This is a genomic window from Kribbella sp. CA-245084 (genome assembly GCF_050942355.1).
Classification (GTDB): Bacteria; Actinomycetota; Actinomycetes; order Propionibacteriales; family Kribbellaceae; genus Kribbella.
Genome location: NZ_CP192053.1, coordinates 7,789,645 through 7,807,183, shown reverse-complemented (window position 1 = coordinate 7,807,183; position 17,539 = coordinate 7,789,645). Strand labels below are relative to the sequence as shown.

Sequence of the window (17,539 nt, the reverse complement as noted above, 5' to 3'; positions counted from 1 at the left end):
CTGTTGTTATCGGACCAGCGGTCTGATAGCGTTCCTGCCATAACAGACCATCAGTCTTTTATGGAGTGTGGATCATGTACGACGTTCCCGATCAGACCGGCAAGCTCGTTGTCGTCACCGGCGCCAACAGCGGCACCGGCAAGGAGGCCACCAAGCGGCTCGCCGCCGCGGGTGCGCGGGTGGTGATGGCGGTCCGGACTCCGGCCAAGGGCGAGGCGGCGAAGGCCGAGATCCTTGCCGAACACCCTGATGCCCAGCTCGAGGTACGGCGGATCGACCTCGCCGACCTGGCCTCGGTCCAGGAGTTCGCCGACAAGCTCGCCGCCGACGAGTCGCACGTCGACGTGCTGGTGAACAACGCAGGCGTGATGGTTCCGCCGACCCGGATGTCCACCAAGGACGGCTTCGAGCTGCAGTTCGGGTCGAACTTCCTCGGCCCGTTCGCGCTGACTGTGCGGCTGCTGCCGCTCGTCCTGGCAGCGCCGGCGCCTCGGATCGCGACCATGGCCAGCGGTGCCGCGAACTTCGGCAGCATCCACTTCGACGACCTGCAGTGGGACAACCGATACCGGCGGACCGCGGCGTACTCGCAGTCGAAGCTCGCCGACCTGATGATGAGCAACCAACTGGCCAAGCTCTCCTCCGACCGCGGTTGGGGCCTGCTCAGCGTCGCCGCCCACCCCGGCTACACCCGCACCAACCTGCAGAGCGCCGGTGCCGCGCTCGGCCGGGAGCGGCCGTCGCTCCTCAACCGGGTGGGCATGCGCTTCAACCCCCTCCCGAAGCAGGACGTCGAGATGGGCACCGAGCCGCTCCTGTTCGCGGCCGCCGACCCTGCCGCCGAGGCCGGCGGCTACTACGGTCCTTCGGGAATCTTCGGTCTCGTCGGTCCCACCGGCGTGACCAAGCAGCCGAAGGCTGCGCTCGACTCGGAGACCAGCGCCCGCCTCTGGAAGGTTGCCGAGGGACTGACGGGCGTTTCGCTCCCGTCTATCCTGCCCAAGTGAGTGAGTGGTCGCGTGGGGGAATTTACGAGTCGTATGTCGGCCGCTGGAGCCGGCTGGTCGCGACGGAGTTCATCGACTGGCTCGAGCAGCCGGCGGCGTTGCGCTGGCTCGACGTCGGCTGCGGTACGGGCGCCCTGACGAGCACGATCCTGCGTACGGCGGACCCAGTCGCCGTGCTCGGGGTCGACCCGTCCGAAGGGTTCATCGAGTACGCGCGGCAGTCGATCCACGACGAGCGGGCGAGCTTCGACGTACGCTCGGCGGCCGAGTTGCCCGACGGTCCGTTCGACGTGGTGGTCTCCGGCCTCGTGCTGAACTTCGTGCCGGAGCGGGTCGAGGCGCTGCGCCGGATGCGGGAGATCGGGTCGACGGTCGCGGTCTACGTGTGGGACTACGCCGAAGGCATGCAGGTGATGCGGTACTTCTTCGACACGATGCTCGCGCTGCGTCCGCAGGACCGTGAACACGACGAGGGCGTCCGATTCCCCTTCTGTACGGCGGAAGGTCTGGAAGGACTGTTCCGCGAGGCCGGGTTCGCGGACGTGCGGACGCGCGCGATCGACGTACCGACGGTGTTCACGTCGTTCGACGACTACTGGACGCCGTTCCTCGGCGGGACGGGTGTGGCGCCGGTGTATCTGCGCAGTCTGGCCCCGGCGGATCAGGATGCGATGCGTGAGGGCGTGCGGGAGCGGTTGCCGATCGAGGCGGACGGCTCGATCAAGTTGACGGCGCGGGCGTGGGCCGCGATCGGTTGAGGTAGTCATCGCGCAGGTAGCCGAACAGCAGGTCGTCGGTCCACTCGCCCTTGAACCAGGTGTTGGACAGCCGCAGACCTTCCTGGGTGAAGCCGACCCGCTCGAGCAACCGCGCCGATGCGTTATTGCGGGCGTCGGCCTCGGCGGATACCCGGTGTAGCTCCCGCTCGACGAAGAGGTGCTCGAGCAGACCGCGCACGGCCTCGGACGCGTACCCCCTCCCTTGGTACTCCGTTGCGAGCGTGAACCCGAGCTCGGCCTGCATCAGGTTCTCGTGCAGGTTGAGACCGAGGTCCCCGATCAGTAGGCCGTCCAGGTCGACCGCGTACTGGAACCAGCCGGCCGCTTCCGGATCGCCCTGCCCGAACCGCTCGACCGTCTCTTGGGCGTCGGTGAGCGACACCGGCGCGTCCCACCCTTGGTAGTGGGCGACAGCAGGATCCGAGCGGTACGCCGCGAACCGCTCGGCGTCCGCAGGCGTGAAGCGGCGCAAGGTCAGCCGTTCGGTGCGCACGAACATCGGCCCATCATGTCAAAACCGCGCACTCGACTCCGTCCTATCAGTGAGAGGAGTGCGCCGATGAAGTTCCTACTGATCCTGCAGGGTGACGGTGAAGCGCGCCTGCGGCGTGACGAGTTCGAGCGAGTTGCCCACGACGCCGGCGAACTGGTCGGCGGCGAACTGCTGGCCGACCCGCAGCTGTCCGTCCGACTCCCCGACTGCCGGCCGACGCAGATCGACGGCTACTACGTCGTCGACGTGGAGAGCCCTGAGCGAGCAATCGAGCTCGCGCGCCTACTGCCAGACGCGCGAGCTGCCGGTCGCTCCGTTGAGATCCGAGCGGTCATGCACCCGACCGCTGCGGACTTCTAGACCACCTTGAACCACATGCTGGTGGCCATGGCGGTCTCGGTGACGCTCATGCGTTCGAGCCGGACCGTGTGGCCGCCTGGGTAGTCGAACAGGCGGGTGCCGTCGCCGAGCATCGTCGGGGCGAACAGGAGCAGGACCTCGTCCAGTTCGCCGGCCTCGATGCACTGCTTGGCGATGTTGGCTCCGATCACGTTGACGTACTTGTCGCCGGCCGCCTCCTTCGCTTGGGCGAGTGCCTTGGCGAAGTCGTCGACGTACGTGACATCGGGTTCGGCATCGGCCGGCGGGCGGTGCGTGACGACGTACAACGGTCCGCTCCACCCGCCGCCGAACGCCTGACCTTCACCGGACTCACCCTTGAACGGATCGTCCCCGTCGTGGGACCGGCGGCCGACGAGGATCGATCCGATCCGCGGGATCAGCTCGTCGACCTCCGGGTTCGGCCCGAGGTACGGACGCATCCACTGCATGTCACCGTCCGGCCCGGTGATGAACCCGTCCACCGACATCGTCACCGAGTACAAGACCTTCGCCATGTTTCCTCCTGCTCGTTGGTTGGTCTCCGTTGAGACGAGCGAGAGCGAGAAAACTCATCGCACGGATTCCCAGGCCATCACAATCTGCGGCTGCGGCCGCCGGCCAGCGTGGACGCCGCTTGCGGCGTGGATTGTGATGGCCTGGGGATCCGCATCATCCGGCTTGCGGTCCGACGTCCGCGGGCATCAACGGACGGTTGTGCGGTGTCGCCTTGCTGTACTCGTCGGCGCCGACGTCCGCCTTGCCGGTGCGCGGATGGTCGTCGAGGTCGCGGGTGACAGTCGGGTACGACTTGCTCGCCGCGTTGATCGCCGGGCTGCCGGCCGTGAGCCGACGTACGCCGTCGCTGCCCGCCGCGAGCTTCGGGTCCTTCCGAGCGGATCCACCCGTCGGAATGGTGCCGTCGGACGCGGCGCCCCAGCAGAGGTTGCCGGAGAACGCGATCCCGTCCAGGTACGGCATCGAGACCAGCTGCTTGCCTGCATCGCCGACGAGAAGGTTGTCGGTGATCGAGCAGCCGAGCGGCGGCAAGGGACGCTGCGACTCACCGCTGATCGCTGTTCCACACGATTGAACGGTGTTCAGCGCGATCGTCACCCGATCGGGTGCGTCGTTGCCGCGTCGGCTCTCGGGGGAGTCCTCGGGCTTGTGATCGCGGACGCTCCCGCTGCCGAGCACGATCCCGGAGCCGGCGATCTGTTCGACGTAGTTGTTCACGATCAGGTGGTCGTTGCCGTAGATCCGGATTCCGTTGCTTCCGGCAAGGATGAAGTTCGCGTCGACGCGGGACTTGTTGCCGTGTCGGAGCACGATCCCGCCGAGGCTGTCGCGGATCGTGTTGTGCCGGATCGTGTTGCCGGTCGACTTGACCGAGATCGCTTCCGGGTCGCCGTTGCACCGCTCGAACAGGTTCTCCTCGACGAACGCGCCGGCGTTGCTCAACGACCGGCCGCTCAGTCCGAGCCGGATCGGCTCGCCGCCGTTGTCACCGGCGTACGTGTGGTCGGAGAAGTAGTTCCGGACGATCTGCACACCGCGGGCCATGCCGTCCGAGCCGGGGCCCTCGACGCCGAGGAAGACGCCGAGCTTCGACTTCCCGTGGAAGTGGTTGCGCTCGACAACAGTCGCGTCGCCGCGCACCATCACCCAGTGCGAGCCCTCGATATCGCCGAGCTGGACGTCGTTGCGGCTGATCCGGATGTGCTGACACGTCGTCGGTACCTCGAACGTGGTCTGCTGCCGAAGGTTGAATCCGTCGATCACGACGTACGACGAACCCGCCAGAGCGAACCCGTTGTTCCCGGTCAGCGTCACGCCGCCGACCGACTCCGCGCGGACGGTGATGGGCGCGGTCGCGGTCCCGTGCTTCGCGCTGACGGCGACGGTCTCGTCACCGGGTACGGCGTATGTGCCATTGGCCAGCACGATCTCCGCGCCCGGCTTGGCGGCCGCGATCGCCTTGCGGAGCTCGTCCAGCGTGCGGGCCCGGACGGCTCTTGCGCGGGTGGTGGTCGCGCTCGCGGGTCTGGCGACGGTTGCCGCGGTGAGGCCGAGGCTGCCGATCAGGAAGGTACGACGGTGCATGGGTTCCTCCTGGGAGGTGGGGCGGTAGTCGCTCAGTGTGGAGGGCGTCAAGCGAGCCTGGCAAGCGCTTACCGCGCGAGTCGGGCGGATCTCCCGTGGGGCGGGACAGCCACGGCCGGAGGTTCCACGACACGGCCCCGGTGCAGCGCCCGGCGGATTTGCTGGATAGCCTTCCGGCAATCCCGGTTTTCGGATGACGGATCGGAGGTGGAGCAGGGCCATGCCGGACTACGGGCAGCTGGACCTGATCGACCTCGACCGCGCGTCCCAGGCGCGGGTCTATGACCTGCTGCTCGGCGGCAAGAACAACTTCGAGGTCGACCGGCGCCTCGTCCAGGAGTTGCTGAAGATCGCGCCCGAACTGCCCGAGCTGACCAAACAGAACCGGCGCTGGCTGGCCGAGGCGGTCGGCCGGATGACGACCGAGGGCGGGATCGACCAGTTCCTCGACCTCGGCGCGGGCCTGCCCACCGCGCTGAACACGCACGAGATCGCGCAGCGCGCCAACGCCGCCGCGAAGGTCGTGTACGTCGACCACGACCTGACCGCGATCTCGCACGGTCAGGCGCTGCTCGCCGACGACGAGCGCAGCTTCTTCGCCGGCGTCGACCTGACCGACCCGGCCGCAGTACTCAACCATCCGGACGTGACCGCGGGGCTCGACCTCACCCGCCCGGTCGGGATCCTGCTCGGGCTGGTCCTGCACAACGTCCCGAGCCCGAAGGCGGTCCGGGTCATCGCGGATTACGTGGCCGCCGTACCGCCCGGCTCGTACGTGGCGCTGACCAATCCGCTCAACCCGCGCGACGGCGGCCGGCTCGCGGAGTTCTCGACGGCCATCGAGGAGAAACTGCAGGACGCCTTCCCGCAGATCCGGTTCCGCACCAGGGCCGAGACCGAGGAGCTCCTCGGCGGGCTCGAGCTGGTCGAGCCCGGGCTGGTCGACCTGACAGCGTGGTGGCCGAACGACGAGCAGACGCTCAGCTCCGCCGGCGCCGGCCAGCTTCTTCTGGTCGCCCTCGGCCGCAAGCCGTAGGAATTCACTGGTGTCCGGCTGTGAGCCGGACCATGATGGGTCGCATGTCTGCCAAGGCTGCTGCCGCTCACTGATCGCATCGCGCCCGATGAGCCCTGGCGCGCGACCTGATCACGCCCGTCCCGCGGACGGGCCCCGTAGCGTGCAGTCCTTCAGCCTTGGAGCTTGCGTATGAGTACCCAGTTCGAGGTCGCGTGTGACGAGTCGGGGTTCTCCGGAACCAACCTGCTCGACCCTGCCTCACCCGTCATCACCCACGCCAGCGTCGATCTCGACGTACCCGCGGCCGCCGGCATCATCGCCGTACTGCGCACACGTCTGCGCCAGCGGACGGAGTACAAGTCCAACCAGCTACTGCGACCCGAGCAGCGGCCCGCGCTCGAGTGGCTGCTCACCACCTTGCAGGGTCATGCCCACGTCCACGTCATCGACAAGACCTCGTACGTCGCGGCGCGGGTCCTCGAGCTGTTCACCGAGGAGCCGTCGTACGGCGCGGGCACGAGCCTCGGGACAGATCACTCCGAGATTGCCGCCGCGCTGAGGCAGCGGACCGGGTTCCTGTCGGCCTTCGTGGATCTGGCCCGGACCAAGCGGGTGCGGCTGATGGATCACGAGGCGGTGGATCGGTTCTTCGCGACGATGCCGGCCGACGTACCTGCGTTGCGGGCGGTGACCCGTTCGCGGGTCGAGAAGGTGATGCAGCGGCTGATCGACGAGGATCCGGAGATCCCGCCACCACTCGAGCCGCTGGTGCCGGCGCTCGCCGAGACGGTCTTGTACTGGAGCGCCGGCCATCGATCGGTCGCCGTGGTGCACGACGAGCAGAGTGCGCTGACCCCTGGCCGGGTGGCGAGGCTGGGAGCGTTCCTGGCCGAGCAGGCGGAGCCGCCACCGCTGCAGTCGTTCACGCAGGTTGATTCCAAGCACGATCCGCGGGTGCAGGTCGCGGACTTCCTGGCCGGGATCGCACGGCGGCGTACGCCGGACCTGGAGGAGCTGCTGGAGCCCTACACCTGTGCGGCGACGAAGTCTTCCCAGGTGTGAGTGCCACGGTCGGCACCGCTCAGTGTGAGGTTGCTGCCCGCGCGGTACACCTTGCCGGCCTTGCCGGGCACCCTGATCGGGAGCGACAACCGGTGCTTGCCGGTGGCCCGCAAGTAGTCGTGCGCGAGGTCCGACAGGCTGTAAACCTTCGGCCCGACCAGGTCCGGGACGAGGCCCTGCGGCTCACCGAGTGCGAGCTCGACGAGGCGCTCCGCCACGTCCCGCCCGTCGACCGGCTGGAACCGGACGCCGCCCGGCATCGGCAGCACGGGCATCTTCGCCATCATCCGCACCGTGTTCCAGGCGAAGTCGTGCAGCTGGGCGACCCGCAGTACCGACGATGGCACGGAGGACTGAAGGACGGCCTGCTCGGCGCCGAGCTTCGACTTGAAGTAGGTCAGCGGGAGCTGGTCGACCGCAGTCACCGAGATGTGCACCAGGTGGCCGACCCCGGCCTGCTCGGCCGCCGTGACTAGGTTGCGGGTGCCGATGTCGTCGCCCTTCGGCCCACCGGCGAGATGCAGGATCACGTCCACGCCGTCGACGGCGTGGTCCAGTCCTTCGCCCTTCAGCAGGTCGACGGCCAGGTACTCGACGCCGTCGCCGCGGTCGTGGGCATGCCGGCTCAGGACCCGGACCTTGCAACCGGCCGCCTGCAGCAGCGGTACGGCGTGGCGTCCGATCGTTCCGGTCCCACCCGTCACCAGAATCGTGCTCATGATGTATTCCCCTCTTCGTGTCCAACCCGCTGACGGATCCGGGCGGGGCAAATGTGACTAGATGTGAGCTGGAACACATCGAGGAGAAATGTCGAGGCCGCGACGGGGCCTCCGACGTCATCGGTGCCGGGGCGCAGTACGGCGTACCGGCTGAGACTGGAGGACAAGATGAAGTACGTGGTTCTGATCCACTCCAACCCGCAGCCGTGGGGTCACCCGACGATCGACTTCACCGAGGTCGGGCGGTCGATTCCGGCCGACGAGCGGGAGGCGATGGGCAAGGAGTTCGACGCGATGCTCGCCGAACTGTCCGCCTCCGGCGAGCTGGTCAGCGGGCTGGCACTGGACGCGCCGTCGACGACGCGCACGTTCCGTTGGGAAGGCAAACGGCCGGTGAGCACCGACGGTCCGTACGCCGAGTCGAAGGAGCAGCTGGCCGGATTCTTCGTGCTCGACTGCGCGACACGGGAGCGGGCGGAGGAGCTGGCGGCCAAGTTCGCCGGCCCTGGCGACATCATCGAGCTGCGCCCAGAGATGATCTTCTGAGATGGACGGCACCGGGATCCGGCTGAGTTCGCCGACGATCAACTGCCCGGACGCGGCGACGCTCGGCCGGTTCTACGCCCAGATCACCGGCGGCAAGCTGGTCTACACCGACCCGGGCTGGGCCACCATGGCCGGGCCGGGCGGGCGGATCGACTTTCAAAGCGACCCGGCACATGTGCCTCCGACCTGGCCGGATCCCACGGTGCCGATCCAGTACCACCTCGATTTCTACGTCGAGGACCTCGCCGGCGCCGCCGAGTTGGTGCTTGCGGCGGGCGCGACGCAGTACGAACATCAGCCGAATGCCGATCACTGTCTGGTGTTCGCGGACCCGGCCGGGCACCCGTTCTGCCTGTCTACGTGGGACATGCTCGAGAAGCAGTAATTTCGGACAGTTATGCGCGGTGTGACATATTCCCGAGAGCCGGAGTGACGTACACCGTACCGTCGTCGCGGAAGGTCCCATATTCTTTGGGACTTACCGAGGGTCAGGAGGGTGCCGTGACCACTGTCTTGCTGATGGGGCCGCCGGGGGCGGGCAAGGGGACGCACGCGGGTCACCTCGCCGACCATCTCGGAGTGCCTGTCATCTCCACCGGTGATCTGTTCCGCCGCAACATCGCGGACGACACCGAGCTCGGGCGGACGGCCAAGCGGTACCTCGACGCGGGCGAGTACGTGCCCGACGAGGTGACCAACGAAATGGTTCGCGACCGGCTCGCGGCGGCGGACGCCGATGCCGGCTTCGTCCTCGACGGCTACCCGCGCACCCTCCACCAGGCCGGCGTGCTGGACGACATCCTCGACGAGCAAGGGCGTTCACTCGACGCAGCGCTGGTCCTACAGGTTGCAGTCGACTCGTTGGTGCACCGGCTGCTCCGCCGCGCCGAGATCGAGCACCGCTCCGACGACACCGAAGTGGTCATCCGCCGCCGCTTCGAGATCTACCACGAGCAGACCGCTCCGTTGATCCACTTCTACGCCAACCGCGGCATCCACCACGAGGTCGACGCATCCGCCGACATCGACACGGTCCGCTCGCGCGTCTGGCAGGTCGCCGTACAACTCAAGTCAGCTGCGTAACCGACACCCTCCTCCGAGGCCTCCCAGCCCGAAACCCGGTAGAACACCCCCGCTGAGCGCTGGCATCCTGTGGCTCATGCGCACGCTGGGAACCCCGTATCCGTTCCGTGAACGGCCATGGGCGGAGATCCAGACGTTCTTGCGCGGGATGGCTGACAAGGCGCCGGAGTTCGAGCACATGGCGGCTGTTGCCGACAGCATCATCCAGACCGGTTCCACGGAGCTGCTGGCGGGCACCACGTCGATGCACGACATCCTCGTCGTACCGCGGCCCGTTCCCGAGCCGCCGTACGACGTGATTGCTGTCAGGTCGCCGAGTTCGCCGCGGCGACCTGTGGGCGGGATGGTCCGGATCGAGCACCTGTCGTTGAGTGGGCGGAACGACGTGATCGACCGGCCGGTTGATCACGCCGTCCGGCTGTTCTGGCGGTTCGTGGTGGAGAAGTACGGCGTACGCCCGGCGTCAGGAGCGCCAGACCGGGGCTACTGATTTGCGGTAGGTGCGGCCGAAGAGGCCTGTTATTACGGTGAGGACTGGTTTGGGGACGGTGTGGGTGATGGCTTCGGATTCGTCGGGGGCGGCGCCGTCGAGGGCCCAGGCGAAGAAGGTGCCGCCTTGGACCGGGCCGACCTTGGCGAACTCGCGGCCCATCGCCTTCATCTCGGGGCTGTCCTTCTTCGCCAGGTAGACGGGCTCGATCTCCGCCTCCTCGTGTTCCAGGTGTACGACCGTGACCCGCTGGAGCTCGTGCATCGCGGCGTGTGCGGTCGTCGCGTCCGCAGCGCTCGCGGACTTCCGCAGCTTGCCCATCGCCGTACGTGCCGCCGCGAGAGCAGTCGCCATCGTGTCGTGCTCGGCATCCAGCTGCGTCAACAGGTCGCGGCTCACGCCGACCCTCTCCAGTGCCGGCCACGCGGTGTCGTGCTCACCCTCGTGGTGCCGGGTGAGCTGCTCGTCGAAGTTCTGCCAGGCCACCGCCAACTGCTCGGCCCGCTGCTTGTCCCCGTCCCGGAACCGCTCAAGTGCGTCAAGGAAGCGATCGAGATCGCGCCGTACGGCGGCGTGGATCGCCTTGTTCATGCTCATTTCCCCCATATTCGGGAGTCTAAGCTGAAGTCAGCTTGAATGGGGGTTCCGGATGAGTACGACGATTGAATTCACCGGCACCGTTCGGTACTGGGATCCGGCGAAGGGCAGCGGCCTGGCGGTGATCGACGTACCAGCTGATTGCGTGCAGCAACTAGGTGGCCGCAAGCAGCGACGCGTCGTCGGTACCCTGAACGGCGCCGACTTCGCCGGCAGCACGATGCTCGTCGCGGGTGGCGGGTTCTGCGTCGGCGCCAGCAAGGCAGCGCTGAAAGCAGCGCAGGCTGGACTCGGCGACGAGGTTCGCGTCGTTCTGGAGGGGGAACAAGCCTAGGGCGTCGTAGGTTGTTCCTCATCATGCATGGTGAGTACAAGGTGCCCGGTGGGAAGCTCGTCGTCGCGGATCTCGATGTGGTCGATGACCATGTGAGGACCGCGCAGATTTCCGGCGATTTCTTCCTCGAACCGGACGACGCGCTCGAGCGGATCAACGGCGCCTTGGCCGGCCTGCCGATCGCGTTGCCGGCGGCCCAGATCGCGGCGCGCGTGCGTGGTGTGCTGGGCGACGGGGTCGAGATGCTGGGCTTCTCGCCGGAGGCGGTCGCGGTCGCCGTACGGCGTGCGTTGACCGGGGCAACTGGTTGGCGTGACCACGAGTGGGAGTTCGTGCACGACGTGCCGCGGGAGCCCGCGTTGCAGATGGCGCTCGACGAAGTACTGACCGAGCAGGTCGGGTCCGGTGAACGTCCGCCGACGCTGCGGGTCTGGGAGTGGGCGTCGAACGCGGTGATCATCGGCAGCTTCCAGTCCCTGCGCAACGAGGTCGACCTGGACGGCGCGGCCCGGCACGACGTGACCGTCGTACGGCGGATCAGCGGCGGCGGCGCGATGTTCGTCGAGCCGGGGAACACGATCACGTACTCGCTGTACGTTCCGGAGTCGCTCGTCTCCGGCCTGTCGTTCATCGAGTCCTACGCGTTCCTCGACGACTGGGTCATTGGTGCGCTCAACGATCTCGGGATCGCGGCAACGTACCAGCCGATCAACGACATCACCTCACCTGCGGGCAAGATCGCGGGTGCCGCGCAGAAGCGGTTCGCGGGCGGCGCGGTGCTGCACCACGTGACGATGGCGTACGACATGGACGCCGGCAAGATGCTCGACGTACTGCGGATCGGCCGCGAGAAGCTGTCCGACAAGGGGACCACGAGCGCGAACAAGCGCGTCGACCCGCTGCGCAGCCAGACCGGTCTCGACCGTGCGGAGGTGATCTCGCGGATGGTCGGCACGTTCCGGAACCGCTACGGTCTCCAGGCTGGTGACATCGACGCCGCGACTGTCGAGCTCGCTCAGGAGCGCGTTGCGGAGAAGTTCGGCACCGACGAGTGGCTCATGCGGGTGCCGTGATCGGTACGGCGTTCCCGCTGACGCGCACGCGGTTGTCTTGCTTTGACAGCTCGACCGTGATGAGGCTGGGGCGACCCAAGTCGTCGCCTTGGTGCAGCGTGATCGTCGGCTGCCCGAGCCCGAGCTCGCGCAGGTAGGCGCCGAACGCGGCCGCCGCGGCACCGGTCGCCGGATCCTCGACGACCCCACCGACCGGGAACGGATCCCGCACGTGGAACGTGGTCGGCGACTCCCGCCAGACGAGCTGCAGCGTGGTGAGGTCGCGCTCGAGCATGTACGCGAGCAGCCGATCGAAGTCGTAGTCCAGGTCGGCAAGTCGTTGCCTTGTCGCCGCACTCAACACGAGATGCCGCGCCCCGGCGTACGCAATCCTCGCCGGCAGATCCGGGTCGAGGTCGGCGGGTTGCCAGTGGAGGATGTCGAGCACCTCTGCCAGGTCGCCCGCCGGCTCAACATGCGGCTCGACGCTGGTGAGGGTCGCGCGCAGACCGTCGTCCACAGTGACCGGGACGATTCCGGCCTGCGTCGAGAAGACGAACTCGCCCGGCCCGTTTCGCTCCGCCAACGCAACCGCGGTAGCCACCGTCGCATGCCCACAGAACGGCACCTCCGCCTTGGGCGAGAAGTACCGCACCGACCCATCGATCACGAACGCCGTCTCGGAGTACCCGACCTCCGCGGCAATCGCCTGCATGGCCTCGTCATCGAGCCCGTGCGCGTCGAGCACCACGCCGGCCGGATTCCCACCGGACGGATCGAGCGTGAACGCGGCGTACCGCAGCACAGTCGTCATACGGCCCATTATCGAGTCCAATCCAACTGCGGCTCGGGGATCGCCAACCCGCGGCCGAACTCCTGCGCCTCGGCCCGCGCCGCCTCGTCACCGCGCGGGTAACGAAACACGCGACGCGGGAACACCACGAAGGTCTCCCGGTCGTCGTGGAGATCGGCGTACCACCCCGGGCTGTCGAGCACCTGCGATAACAGGCCCGCCAACTCCTCGCCGCGCTCGACCTCGAACTCGACCACCGACCACACCTTCGGCTGGTCGGTTGACGCATTACCGACGTCATACCGGCCGACCTTCCGCACCGTAAACGGGACACCCTCCAGCTCGGTCCCGACCTTAAGGCTCTCGACAATCAACGTCCCGTCGTACATGCCCGCGACCCTACGGGTCTGCGCCGACAATTAGATCTGCTCGGCCTGGTCCGCGATCTGCTGGACGTAGTCGACGAGGTGTGGATCGTGCTCCTCAAATGGATAGGCCAGGTAGTACGCGTCCACCGCCGCCCGGGCGTCGGAGAACCCACACTTCGGCCACAGGACCGTCATGTCGTCATGGTCGGGTGCGCGGCCGGCGAGCAGTTTCATCAAGAAGATCTGCTCGGGTGGTGGACCGAGAACGGTCAGGTGGGTGTGCTCATACAGCAGTTCACACTCGTCGAGATCCAGCCCCGCGGGCGTGAACATCATGGCCGAGTCATTGAGCCAGTCGGATCGCAGGCCGTGCCGCTCACCAATCTTCCGTACGACGGCTTTGACCTCGTCGCTGAGCCTGGTCAGCGAGTCGACATCCGCGGTGGACTCCCGGAGATCGTGCCACGCCAGATACGAGCCGCCGACGACAACCAGGCGGCAGGTCAGGTTCTCGTTGGCGAGTTCGTCGGCAACTTCGCCCAGGTGGTTGAGGATCTCGGTCTTGCCGAGGACGCCGGGTGCGGGCCGGGGTGTGTCGCCGCGACTCACGCTGCGTCACGCCAGAGATCGTGCTCGGCCAGCCAGATGTTGCGGGCCGCTAGTTGGGCGGGGGCCTTGGCGCGTGCTCGTTGGACACGCGACGGCGTACCTGGAGCTTCCCACGGAGTGGGCGAGGGGGGAACCGATCGGGTCCATCGGGGTCGCGGGATCCCGAGGTCGTCGGCAAGTTTCTCTGCGATGCCGGCAAGCAGCGCGTCGAAGGCCGGGTCGCCGGTCCGGTGTGGGGGAGTCTCGATCGCATCCGCCGTGAGCTGCGGATGAGCGAGCAGGTGGTCGAGAAACCCGCGCAGTCGAGCCCAGTTGACCCTGCGAACTCCTCCGTCAGGCGAGTACGCAGCGGTGAGACTCTCGATCGACAGCGCACTGGCCGGCGCAGCGCTGTCCATCGTCACGGACAAATGACGACCCGATGCCGCGATCAGTCGCGACAGCATGGTCAGCGTCGGATCGCTCGAACCGACTTCGATGCGCGACACCGTCGAGGTGGGGACTCCGGCTCTGGCTGCGAGCGCACGCCGGGACAGCCCGGCGTCCTGCCGAGCTCTTCTCACCAGCTCTCCCGCGTCCATCCTCTGTAGCATATATGCAACGGTATGCAGCAGCAACAGGCGATAGCGTCCAGGCATGGAGATCGGGTACGTCATTTTGTACGTCGGGGAGCTCGAGCGATCCGTCGCCTTCTACCGGGACGTGGTGGGGCTGGCGTACAAGTTCACGGACGCGGGGTATGCGGAGTTCGACGCTGGGGGAGTGCGGTTTGCGTTGTATGAGCGGCGGCGGGCGGAGTGGTTGACCGGGCATGGCGTGGCGCCGGGCGCCGGTGGGGAAGTTGTGGTGATGGTTGACGGCGTGGATGCGTACGCCGAGCGGCTGGTCGCGGCCGGCGTGCAGGTGTTGAGCGGGCCGGCGGACCGTCCGTGGGGACATCGGACGGTCCACATTGCCGACCCGGATGGGTTTGTCGTCGAGTTCGCGGAGGAGATCCCGCGGGCTCGTCAGCGACGGTAGTTGTTGTGCCAGCGGCGCTTGGACATGCCGCTGATCAGGACGATCCAGAACACGCCCCACAGCAGCCACGGTGCGGCCAGTGCGAGCGAGCTGATGACCAGACCGATCATCAGGAACGGCATCAGCATCAGGATCGGCGGCGGTGGGCCGGGCCTCCGCCGTACGCCGGCCGGGCCGCGTTGTGCGACCTGCAGCTCCATCGACGTCGGCAGGTCGTCGAACAGCGGCTCGAGCTCGTCGCCGTACCGCGACTTCGTTGCCTGCTCGCTGCGTTCCTCGAACTCGGCCTGCGTCAACCGCCCGGCGACGAAGTGGTCACTGAGCAACGACACAGCCTGATCCCGCTCGGCATCCCCGATCCGCACCCGCTTCCTGGGTACGTCGTCTCGCCGGCCGGCGTCCCTGCCGCCGTCCTCCGCACGGTTCCAGCCGCCATCTCGCGGGTCGTCCCAGCTCGTCTCGCGCCATTCGCCGACCCAGCCGGGTCCACGCCATTGACCGCCCGAGCTACGACCGTCCCAGCCCTGCTGGCCCCAGTCGCCGTTCCAGCCCTGCCATTCGCGCCCGCGACGACCGCCGCGAGCGCCGGGACCGCCCCGATGGGGTCGGCCCCGGTCAGGCGATGTCATGCCCGGTCCTGCTCGTTGTTCTCCGGGTTGTCGTCGTCCTCGGCGAGGATGCCGTACAGCTTGCGGCGCAGGTCACCGACCGCCTCGCGGGCCTTCGCCTGCTGTTCCGGCGTACCGCTGGCCATGATCTGCCACATCGCCGTCGCGACCTGCCCGAGCACCGGCTTGAACCCGTTCTCGTCGTCGCCGGCGGGAGCGCTCATCGCCTCCCACGGCGCCGACACCTCGTCCTGGTGCGCCGCGACGTACGCACGACCCTCGTCCGTGAGCTGGAACGTCCGCCGGCCGACCTCGGCGTCCGCCGCCACCAGGCCTTCGTCCTCGAGCTGCTGCAGCGTCGGGTAGATCGAGCCGGGGCTCGGTTTCCACACGCCGCCGCTGCGCTCGGCGATCTCCTGGATGATCTGGTAGCCGTTCATCGGCTGCTCCGCCAGTACGGCGAGGATCGCGGCCCGAACGTCACCCCTGCGGGCCTTCGGTCCGCGCCATCGCGGCGGCGGACCCCACGGCGGGCCGAACATCTGCCCGCCGCCGAACATCCCCCACTGCGGCCCGAAGCGCTGCTGCTCGTGCCCCCGATGCCCGCGCTTCGCGCCGGTCATGGCCGCGCGCAACTCCTCAACAATGTCGTCGAAGCTCGAACAATGCCGCGCGAACTGCTGCCAAGGCCAGCCCGCGGCGTACGCCGATCCGGTCATCTCGACCACCCGTCCCTACGAAAGTGATTGCGATAGTTCGACGATATATCGCGAACCATCGCAACCCAAGGGAGTCAGGAGTTGAACTTCAGGTCCTGTACGGCGGCGGTCAGGATGATCGAATTGTCCTGGACGTTGACCCCGGTGACCTGGGCGCCGAACGGGAGTTTCGGGATGTCGATGCCGGCGGCCAGACGGTTCTGCAGCGCGGTCCGGAGCGCGGCCGGGATGCCGTCCGGTAGCTGGTCGACGGCCAGCGCCAAGCGGCCGTTGCTGATCTGCGGAGTGATCGGCACGTCGGCGCTGGATCCGCCCAGCGTCAGCTTTGCGTGCAGCTTGCCGTCGACCGCGACGACACTCAGCCCTTGCAGCCCGGTGGACGCGACGGCGAGCCTGCTCAACTCGCGCGGCGAGAACTGCAGTCGCAGGTCGGTCGAGTCGATGGTCACCGCACCGGACTGCTGTGTCAGCAGTGAGCGCGGCACATGCACGCTGTGCATGTCGACCGTGAGCTTCTCACCCGGGATCTTGGACAGCTTCGGCTGCCCCATCGTCAGCGTGACCTTGGAGAAGTCCTCCTTGAACAGCTGCGGGAAGAACCCGAAGCCCCCGATCTTCACGGAGGTGTCGGCCGAGCGCACGTCGTACTTCGCGGCCTCCTTGGTGGCCATCGAGGCGAGCTGGTTCTGCGCGACCACCGCGGCGATCCGGTCCACTACGACCGCCAGCACCGCCAGCACGACCAGCGTCACGATGAGGCGGCGGAACCCGCGGCCTGGCCTCTTGGAGCTCATTGCTTACCCTTCTCGATCATTTCCCGGAGTGCATCGTCGGTCGCTGTCGGTTTGATGCCAAAGGCAACTGTTGCGGCAGTGGAGTCCAGCACGAACGGACGCTGCCATTGGTACTGCATCTCCACCATCTCCCGCGCGGCAGGGTCGACCAACCCGGCCAGCTTCAATATCGCTGCCGGCATTTTGGTCACCTTGGCCTCCGGCGCGCCGGCCAGTGCGGCCGCGCGGCCGGCGAGTTTGCGGACGGAGATCGGCTCCGGGGTCGGCACGTGCCAGGCGCGGCCCCAGGCGCTCTCGTCGCCGGCGACCGCGATCAGCGTCCGCGCGACGTCACCGACGTACGTCCAGCTGTGCGGCGCGTCCAGGTCGCCCGGCATCATCCCGCGCTTGCCGACGATCACCTTCGGCAACACAGTCACACTGAACGGCGACACCGCGCCCGCACCGAGGTAGTCCGACCCACGCACCTCCGCAGTACGAATCCGCCCGGCCTTATGCGCCGTCAGCGCGTCGTTCCACAGCTTGGCGCGCACCTGCCCCTTGACGGTGTTGGGCAGCAGCGGCAGGTCGTCGGTCATCGGCCGGTCCACCGCGCCGTACCCATAGAGGTTGCCGGTCGTCACGAGGGTTGCGCCCGACGCTTCGGCCGCCGCGATCAACGCTGCGCCCAGCGGAGGCCACTGCGTGGTCCATTTGTTGTACGCCGGTCCCGCGCACGAGTAGATCGCTGTCGCGCCCGCGACGTACTCCGCCAGCTCCGTGGCGGCATCTGCCGCGACCCGCTCCGCCCCGTCGGGCCCGCTGCCGGTCCGGGTGATCACCCGGACCCGCTCTCCCTGCTCGACCAGTAGCCGCGCTACCGCACTTCCGACCGCACCTGCACCGACGACGACCTGCACGCGATTCCCTTCCGTCCGGACGCTGCTCACAGTACCGATCACCGAGTTCGCCCTGATCTTGTGCTCAA

Annotated in this window: 25 protein-coding genes; 12 read left to right on the top strand and 13 right to left on the bottom strand. The window is 67.7% G+C overall.

The annotated features are described in order from the left end of the window. Positions 1 to 74 precede the first annotated feature (74 nt). On the top strand, positions 75 to 1,007 hold the full coding sequence (locus tag ACQPYH_RS37320; RefSeq protein ID WP_432881411.1) for an SDR family oxidoreductase: 933 nt from the start codon (positions 75 to 77) through the stop codon (positions 1,005 to 1,007). Beyond that, positions 1,004 to 1,765 (top strand): class I SAM-dependent methyltransferase, encoded by a 762-nt coding sequence (locus tag ACQPYH_RS37315; RefSeq protein ID WP_432881408.1) that lies wholly within the window; start codon positions 1,004 to 1,006, stop codon positions 1,763 to 1,765. The genes ACQPYH_RS37320 and ACQPYH_RS37315 overlap by 4 nt, the downstream gene beginning before the upstream one ends. On the opposite strand, the gene ACQPYH_RS37310 is transcribed toward ACQPYH_RS37315, so the two are convergent. Next, a complete protein-coding gene (locus tag ACQPYH_RS37310) occupies positions 1,728 to 2,285 on the bottom strand; it encodes a GNAT family N-acetyltransferase (protein ID WP_432881405.1) in 558 nt (185 codons plus the stop codon). The two genes, ACQPYH_RS37315 and ACQPYH_RS37310, sit on opposite strands and share 38 nt — an antisense overlap. Positions 2,286 to 2,345: 60 nt before the next feature. Between ACQPYH_RS37310 and ACQPYH_RS37305 the strand changes: the two genes are divergently transcribed. Further along, positions 2,346 to 2,639, top strand: a complete 294-nt coding sequence (locus ACQPYH_RS37305) for a YciI family protein (RefSeq protein ID WP_432881403.1) — start codon at positions 2,346 to 2,348, stop codon at positions 2,637 to 2,639. Here the strand turns inward: ACQPYH_RS37305 and ACQPYH_RS37300 are convergent. Further along, positions 2,636 to 3,175 (bottom strand): dihydrofolate reductase family protein, encoded by a 540-nt coding sequence (locus ACQPYH_RS37300; RefSeq protein WP_432881401.1) that lies wholly within the window; start codon positions 3,173 to 3,175, stop codon positions 2,636 to 2,638. The two genes, ACQPYH_RS37305 and ACQPYH_RS37300, sit on opposite strands and share 4 nt — an antisense overlap. A gap of 154 nt (positions 3,176 to 3,329) precedes the next feature. After that, positions 3,330 to 4,760, bottom strand: a complete 1,431-nt coding sequence (locus ACQPYH_RS37295; RefSeq protein WP_432881398.1) for a polysaccharide lyase 6 family protein — start codon at positions 4,758 to 4,760, stop codon at positions 3,330 to 3,332. Positions 4,761 to 4,980: 220 nt separating this feature from the next. On the opposite strand from ACQPYH_RS37295, the gene ACQPYH_RS37290 reads away from it, so the two are divergent. Together ACQPYH_RS37290 and ACQPYH_RS37285 are read left to right on the top strand one after the other, a co-directional pair. After that, positions 4,981 to 5,796 carry an SAM-dependent methyltransferase gene (locus tag ACQPYH_RS37290; RefSeq protein WP_432881396.1) on the top strand — a complete coding sequence of 272 codons (816 nt, stop codon included), beginning with the start codon at positions 4,981 to 4,983 and terminating at the stop codon, positions 5,794 to 5,796. 171 nt (positions 5,797 to 5,967) lie between these two features. Continuing rightward, a complete protein-coding gene (locus ACQPYH_RS37285; RefSeq protein WP_432881394.1) occupies positions 5,968 to 6,840 on the top strand; it encodes a DUF3800 domain-containing protein in 873 nt (290 codons plus the stop codon). On the opposite strand, the gene ACQPYH_RS37280 is transcribed toward ACQPYH_RS37285, so the two are convergent. Then, complete coding sequence (locus ACQPYH_RS37280; RefSeq protein WP_432881391.1) at positions 6,804 to 7,559, bottom strand: SDR family oxidoreductase; 756 nt, start codon at positions 7,557 to 7,559, stop codon at positions 6,804 to 6,806. The genes ACQPYH_RS37285 and ACQPYH_RS37280 overlap by 37 nt on opposite strands. A gap of 168 nt (positions 7,560 to 7,727) precedes the next feature. Between ACQPYH_RS37280 and ACQPYH_RS37275 the strand changes: the two genes are divergently transcribed. From ACQPYH_RS37275 to ACQPYH_RS37260, 4 genes are all read left to right on the top strand, one after another. Further along, positions 7,728 to 8,105, top strand: a complete 378-nt coding sequence (locus tag ACQPYH_RS37275) for a YciI family protein (RefSeq protein ID WP_130440784.1) — start codon at positions 7,728 to 7,730, stop codon at positions 8,103 to 8,105. A 1-nt stretch (position 8,106) separates the two neighbouring features. Then, the gene (locus tag ACQPYH_RS37270) at positions 8,107 to 8,490 is read left to right on the top strand and encodes a VOC family protein (RefSeq protein ID WP_432881388.1); all 384 of its coding nucleotides are present in this window, start codon (positions 8,107 to 8,109) and stop codon (positions 8,488 to 8,490) included. A gap of 116 nt (positions 8,491 to 8,606) precedes the next feature. Then, positions 8,607 to 9,188 (top strand): adenylate kinase, encoded by a 582-nt coding sequence (locus ACQPYH_RS37265; RefSeq protein WP_432881385.1) that lies wholly within the window; start codon positions 8,607 to 8,609, stop codon positions 9,186 to 9,188. A 76-nt stretch (positions 9,189 to 9,264) separates the two neighbouring features. Beyond that, positions 9,265 to 9,678 carry a hypothetical protein gene (locus ACQPYH_RS37260; RefSeq protein ID WP_432881382.1) on the top strand — a complete coding sequence of 138 codons (414 nt, stop codon included), beginning with the start codon at positions 9,265 to 9,267 and terminating at the stop codon, positions 9,676 to 9,678. On the opposite strand, the gene ACQPYH_RS37255 is transcribed toward ACQPYH_RS37260, so the two are convergent. Beyond that, entirely contained in the window at positions 9,652 to 10,284 is a 633-nt protein-coding gene (locus ACQPYH_RS37255) for a hemerythrin domain-containing protein (protein WP_432881380.1), read from the bottom strand. The genes ACQPYH_RS37260 and ACQPYH_RS37255 overlap by 27 nt on opposite strands. 43 nt (positions 10,285 to 10,327) lie before the next feature. Here ACQPYH_RS37255 and ACQPYH_RS37250 point away from each other — a divergent pair, with 43 nt between their 5' ends. Together ACQPYH_RS37250 and ACQPYH_RS37245 are read left to right on the top strand one after the other, a co-directional pair. Further along, positions 10,328 to 10,609: a DUF1905 domain-containing protein gene (locus ACQPYH_RS37250; RefSeq protein WP_432881378.1), complete on the top strand. Its 282-nt coding sequence runs from the start codon at positions 10,328 to 10,330 to the stop codon at positions 10,607 to 10,609. Between the two features lie 23 nt (positions 10,610 to 10,632). Then, the gene (locus ACQPYH_RS37245; protein ID WP_432881375.1) at positions 10,633 to 11,682 is read left to right on the top strand and encodes a lipoate--protein ligase family protein; all 1,050 of its coding nucleotides are present in this window, start codon (positions 10,633 to 10,635) and stop codon (positions 11,680 to 11,682) included. Here the strand turns inward: ACQPYH_RS37245 and ACQPYH_RS37240 are convergent. The 4 genes from ACQPYH_RS37240 to ACQPYH_RS37225 are packed head-to-tail and all read right to left on the bottom strand — an operon-like array spanning position 11,666 to position 14,012. Further along, the gene (locus ACQPYH_RS37240) at positions 11,666 to 12,475 is read right to left on the bottom strand and encodes a PhzF family phenazine biosynthesis protein (RefSeq protein WP_432881372.1); all 810 of its coding nucleotides are present in this window, start codon (positions 12,473 to 12,475) and stop codon (positions 11,666 to 11,668) included. The genes ACQPYH_RS37245 and ACQPYH_RS37240 overlap by 17 nt on opposite strands. A gap of 8 nt (positions 12,476 to 12,483) precedes the next feature. Continuing rightward, a complete protein-coding gene (locus ACQPYH_RS37235) occupies positions 12,484 to 12,843 on the bottom strand; it encodes a hypothetical protein (RefSeq protein ID WP_432881370.1) in 360 nt (119 codons plus the stop codon). 30 nt (positions 12,844 to 12,873) lie between these two features. Next, positions 12,874 to 13,431, bottom strand: a complete 558-nt coding sequence (locus ACQPYH_RS37230; RefSeq protein ID WP_432881368.1) for a DUF6036 family nucleotidyltransferase — start codon at positions 13,429 to 13,431, stop codon at positions 12,874 to 12,876. After that, on the bottom strand, positions 13,428 to 14,012 hold the full coding sequence (locus tag ACQPYH_RS37225) for a helix-turn-helix domain-containing protein (RefSeq protein ID WP_432881366.1): 585 nt from the start codon (positions 14,010 to 14,012) through the stop codon (positions 13,428 to 13,430). Before ACQPYH_RS37225 ends, ACQPYH_RS37230 begins: the two co-directional genes overlap by 4 nt. A gap of 55 nt (positions 14,013 to 14,067) precedes the next feature. Between ACQPYH_RS37225 and ACQPYH_RS37220 the strand changes: the two genes are divergently transcribed. Then, complete coding sequence (locus ACQPYH_RS37220; protein ID WP_432881364.1) at positions 14,068 to 14,451, top strand: VOC family protein; 384 nt, start codon at positions 14,068 to 14,070, stop codon at positions 14,449 to 14,451. Here ACQPYH_RS37220 and ACQPYH_RS37215 read toward each other — a convergent pair. The 4 genes from ACQPYH_RS37215 to ACQPYH_RS37200 form a co-directional block, all read right to left on the bottom strand. Further along, positions 14,439 to 15,080, bottom strand: a complete 642-nt coding sequence (locus tag ACQPYH_RS37215) for a DUF1707 SHOCT-like domain-containing protein (protein ID WP_432881361.1) — start codon at positions 15,078 to 15,080, stop codon at positions 14,439 to 14,441. The two genes, ACQPYH_RS37220 and ACQPYH_RS37215, sit on opposite strands and share 13 nt — an antisense overlap. Next, a complete protein-coding gene (locus ACQPYH_RS37210; protein WP_432881358.1) occupies positions 15,077 to 15,778 on the bottom strand; it encodes a PadR family transcriptional regulator in 702 nt (233 codons plus the stop codon). Before ACQPYH_RS37210 ends, ACQPYH_RS37215 begins: the two co-directional genes overlap by 4 nt. A gap of 74 nt (positions 15,779 to 15,852) precedes the next feature. Continuing rightward, positions 15,853 to 16,572 (bottom strand): LmeA family phospholipid-binding protein, encoded by a 720-nt coding sequence (locus tag ACQPYH_RS37205; RefSeq protein ID WP_432881356.1) that lies wholly within the window; start codon positions 16,570 to 16,572, stop codon positions 15,853 to 15,855. After that, complete coding sequence (locus ACQPYH_RS37200; protein ID WP_432881353.1) at positions 16,569 to 17,513, bottom strand: NAD-dependent epimerase/dehydratase family protein; 945 nt, start codon at positions 17,511 to 17,513, stop codon at positions 16,569 to 16,571. Before ACQPYH_RS37200 ends, ACQPYH_RS37205 begins: the two co-directional genes overlap by 4 nt. Positions 17,514 to 17,539: the final 26 nt, after the last annotated feature.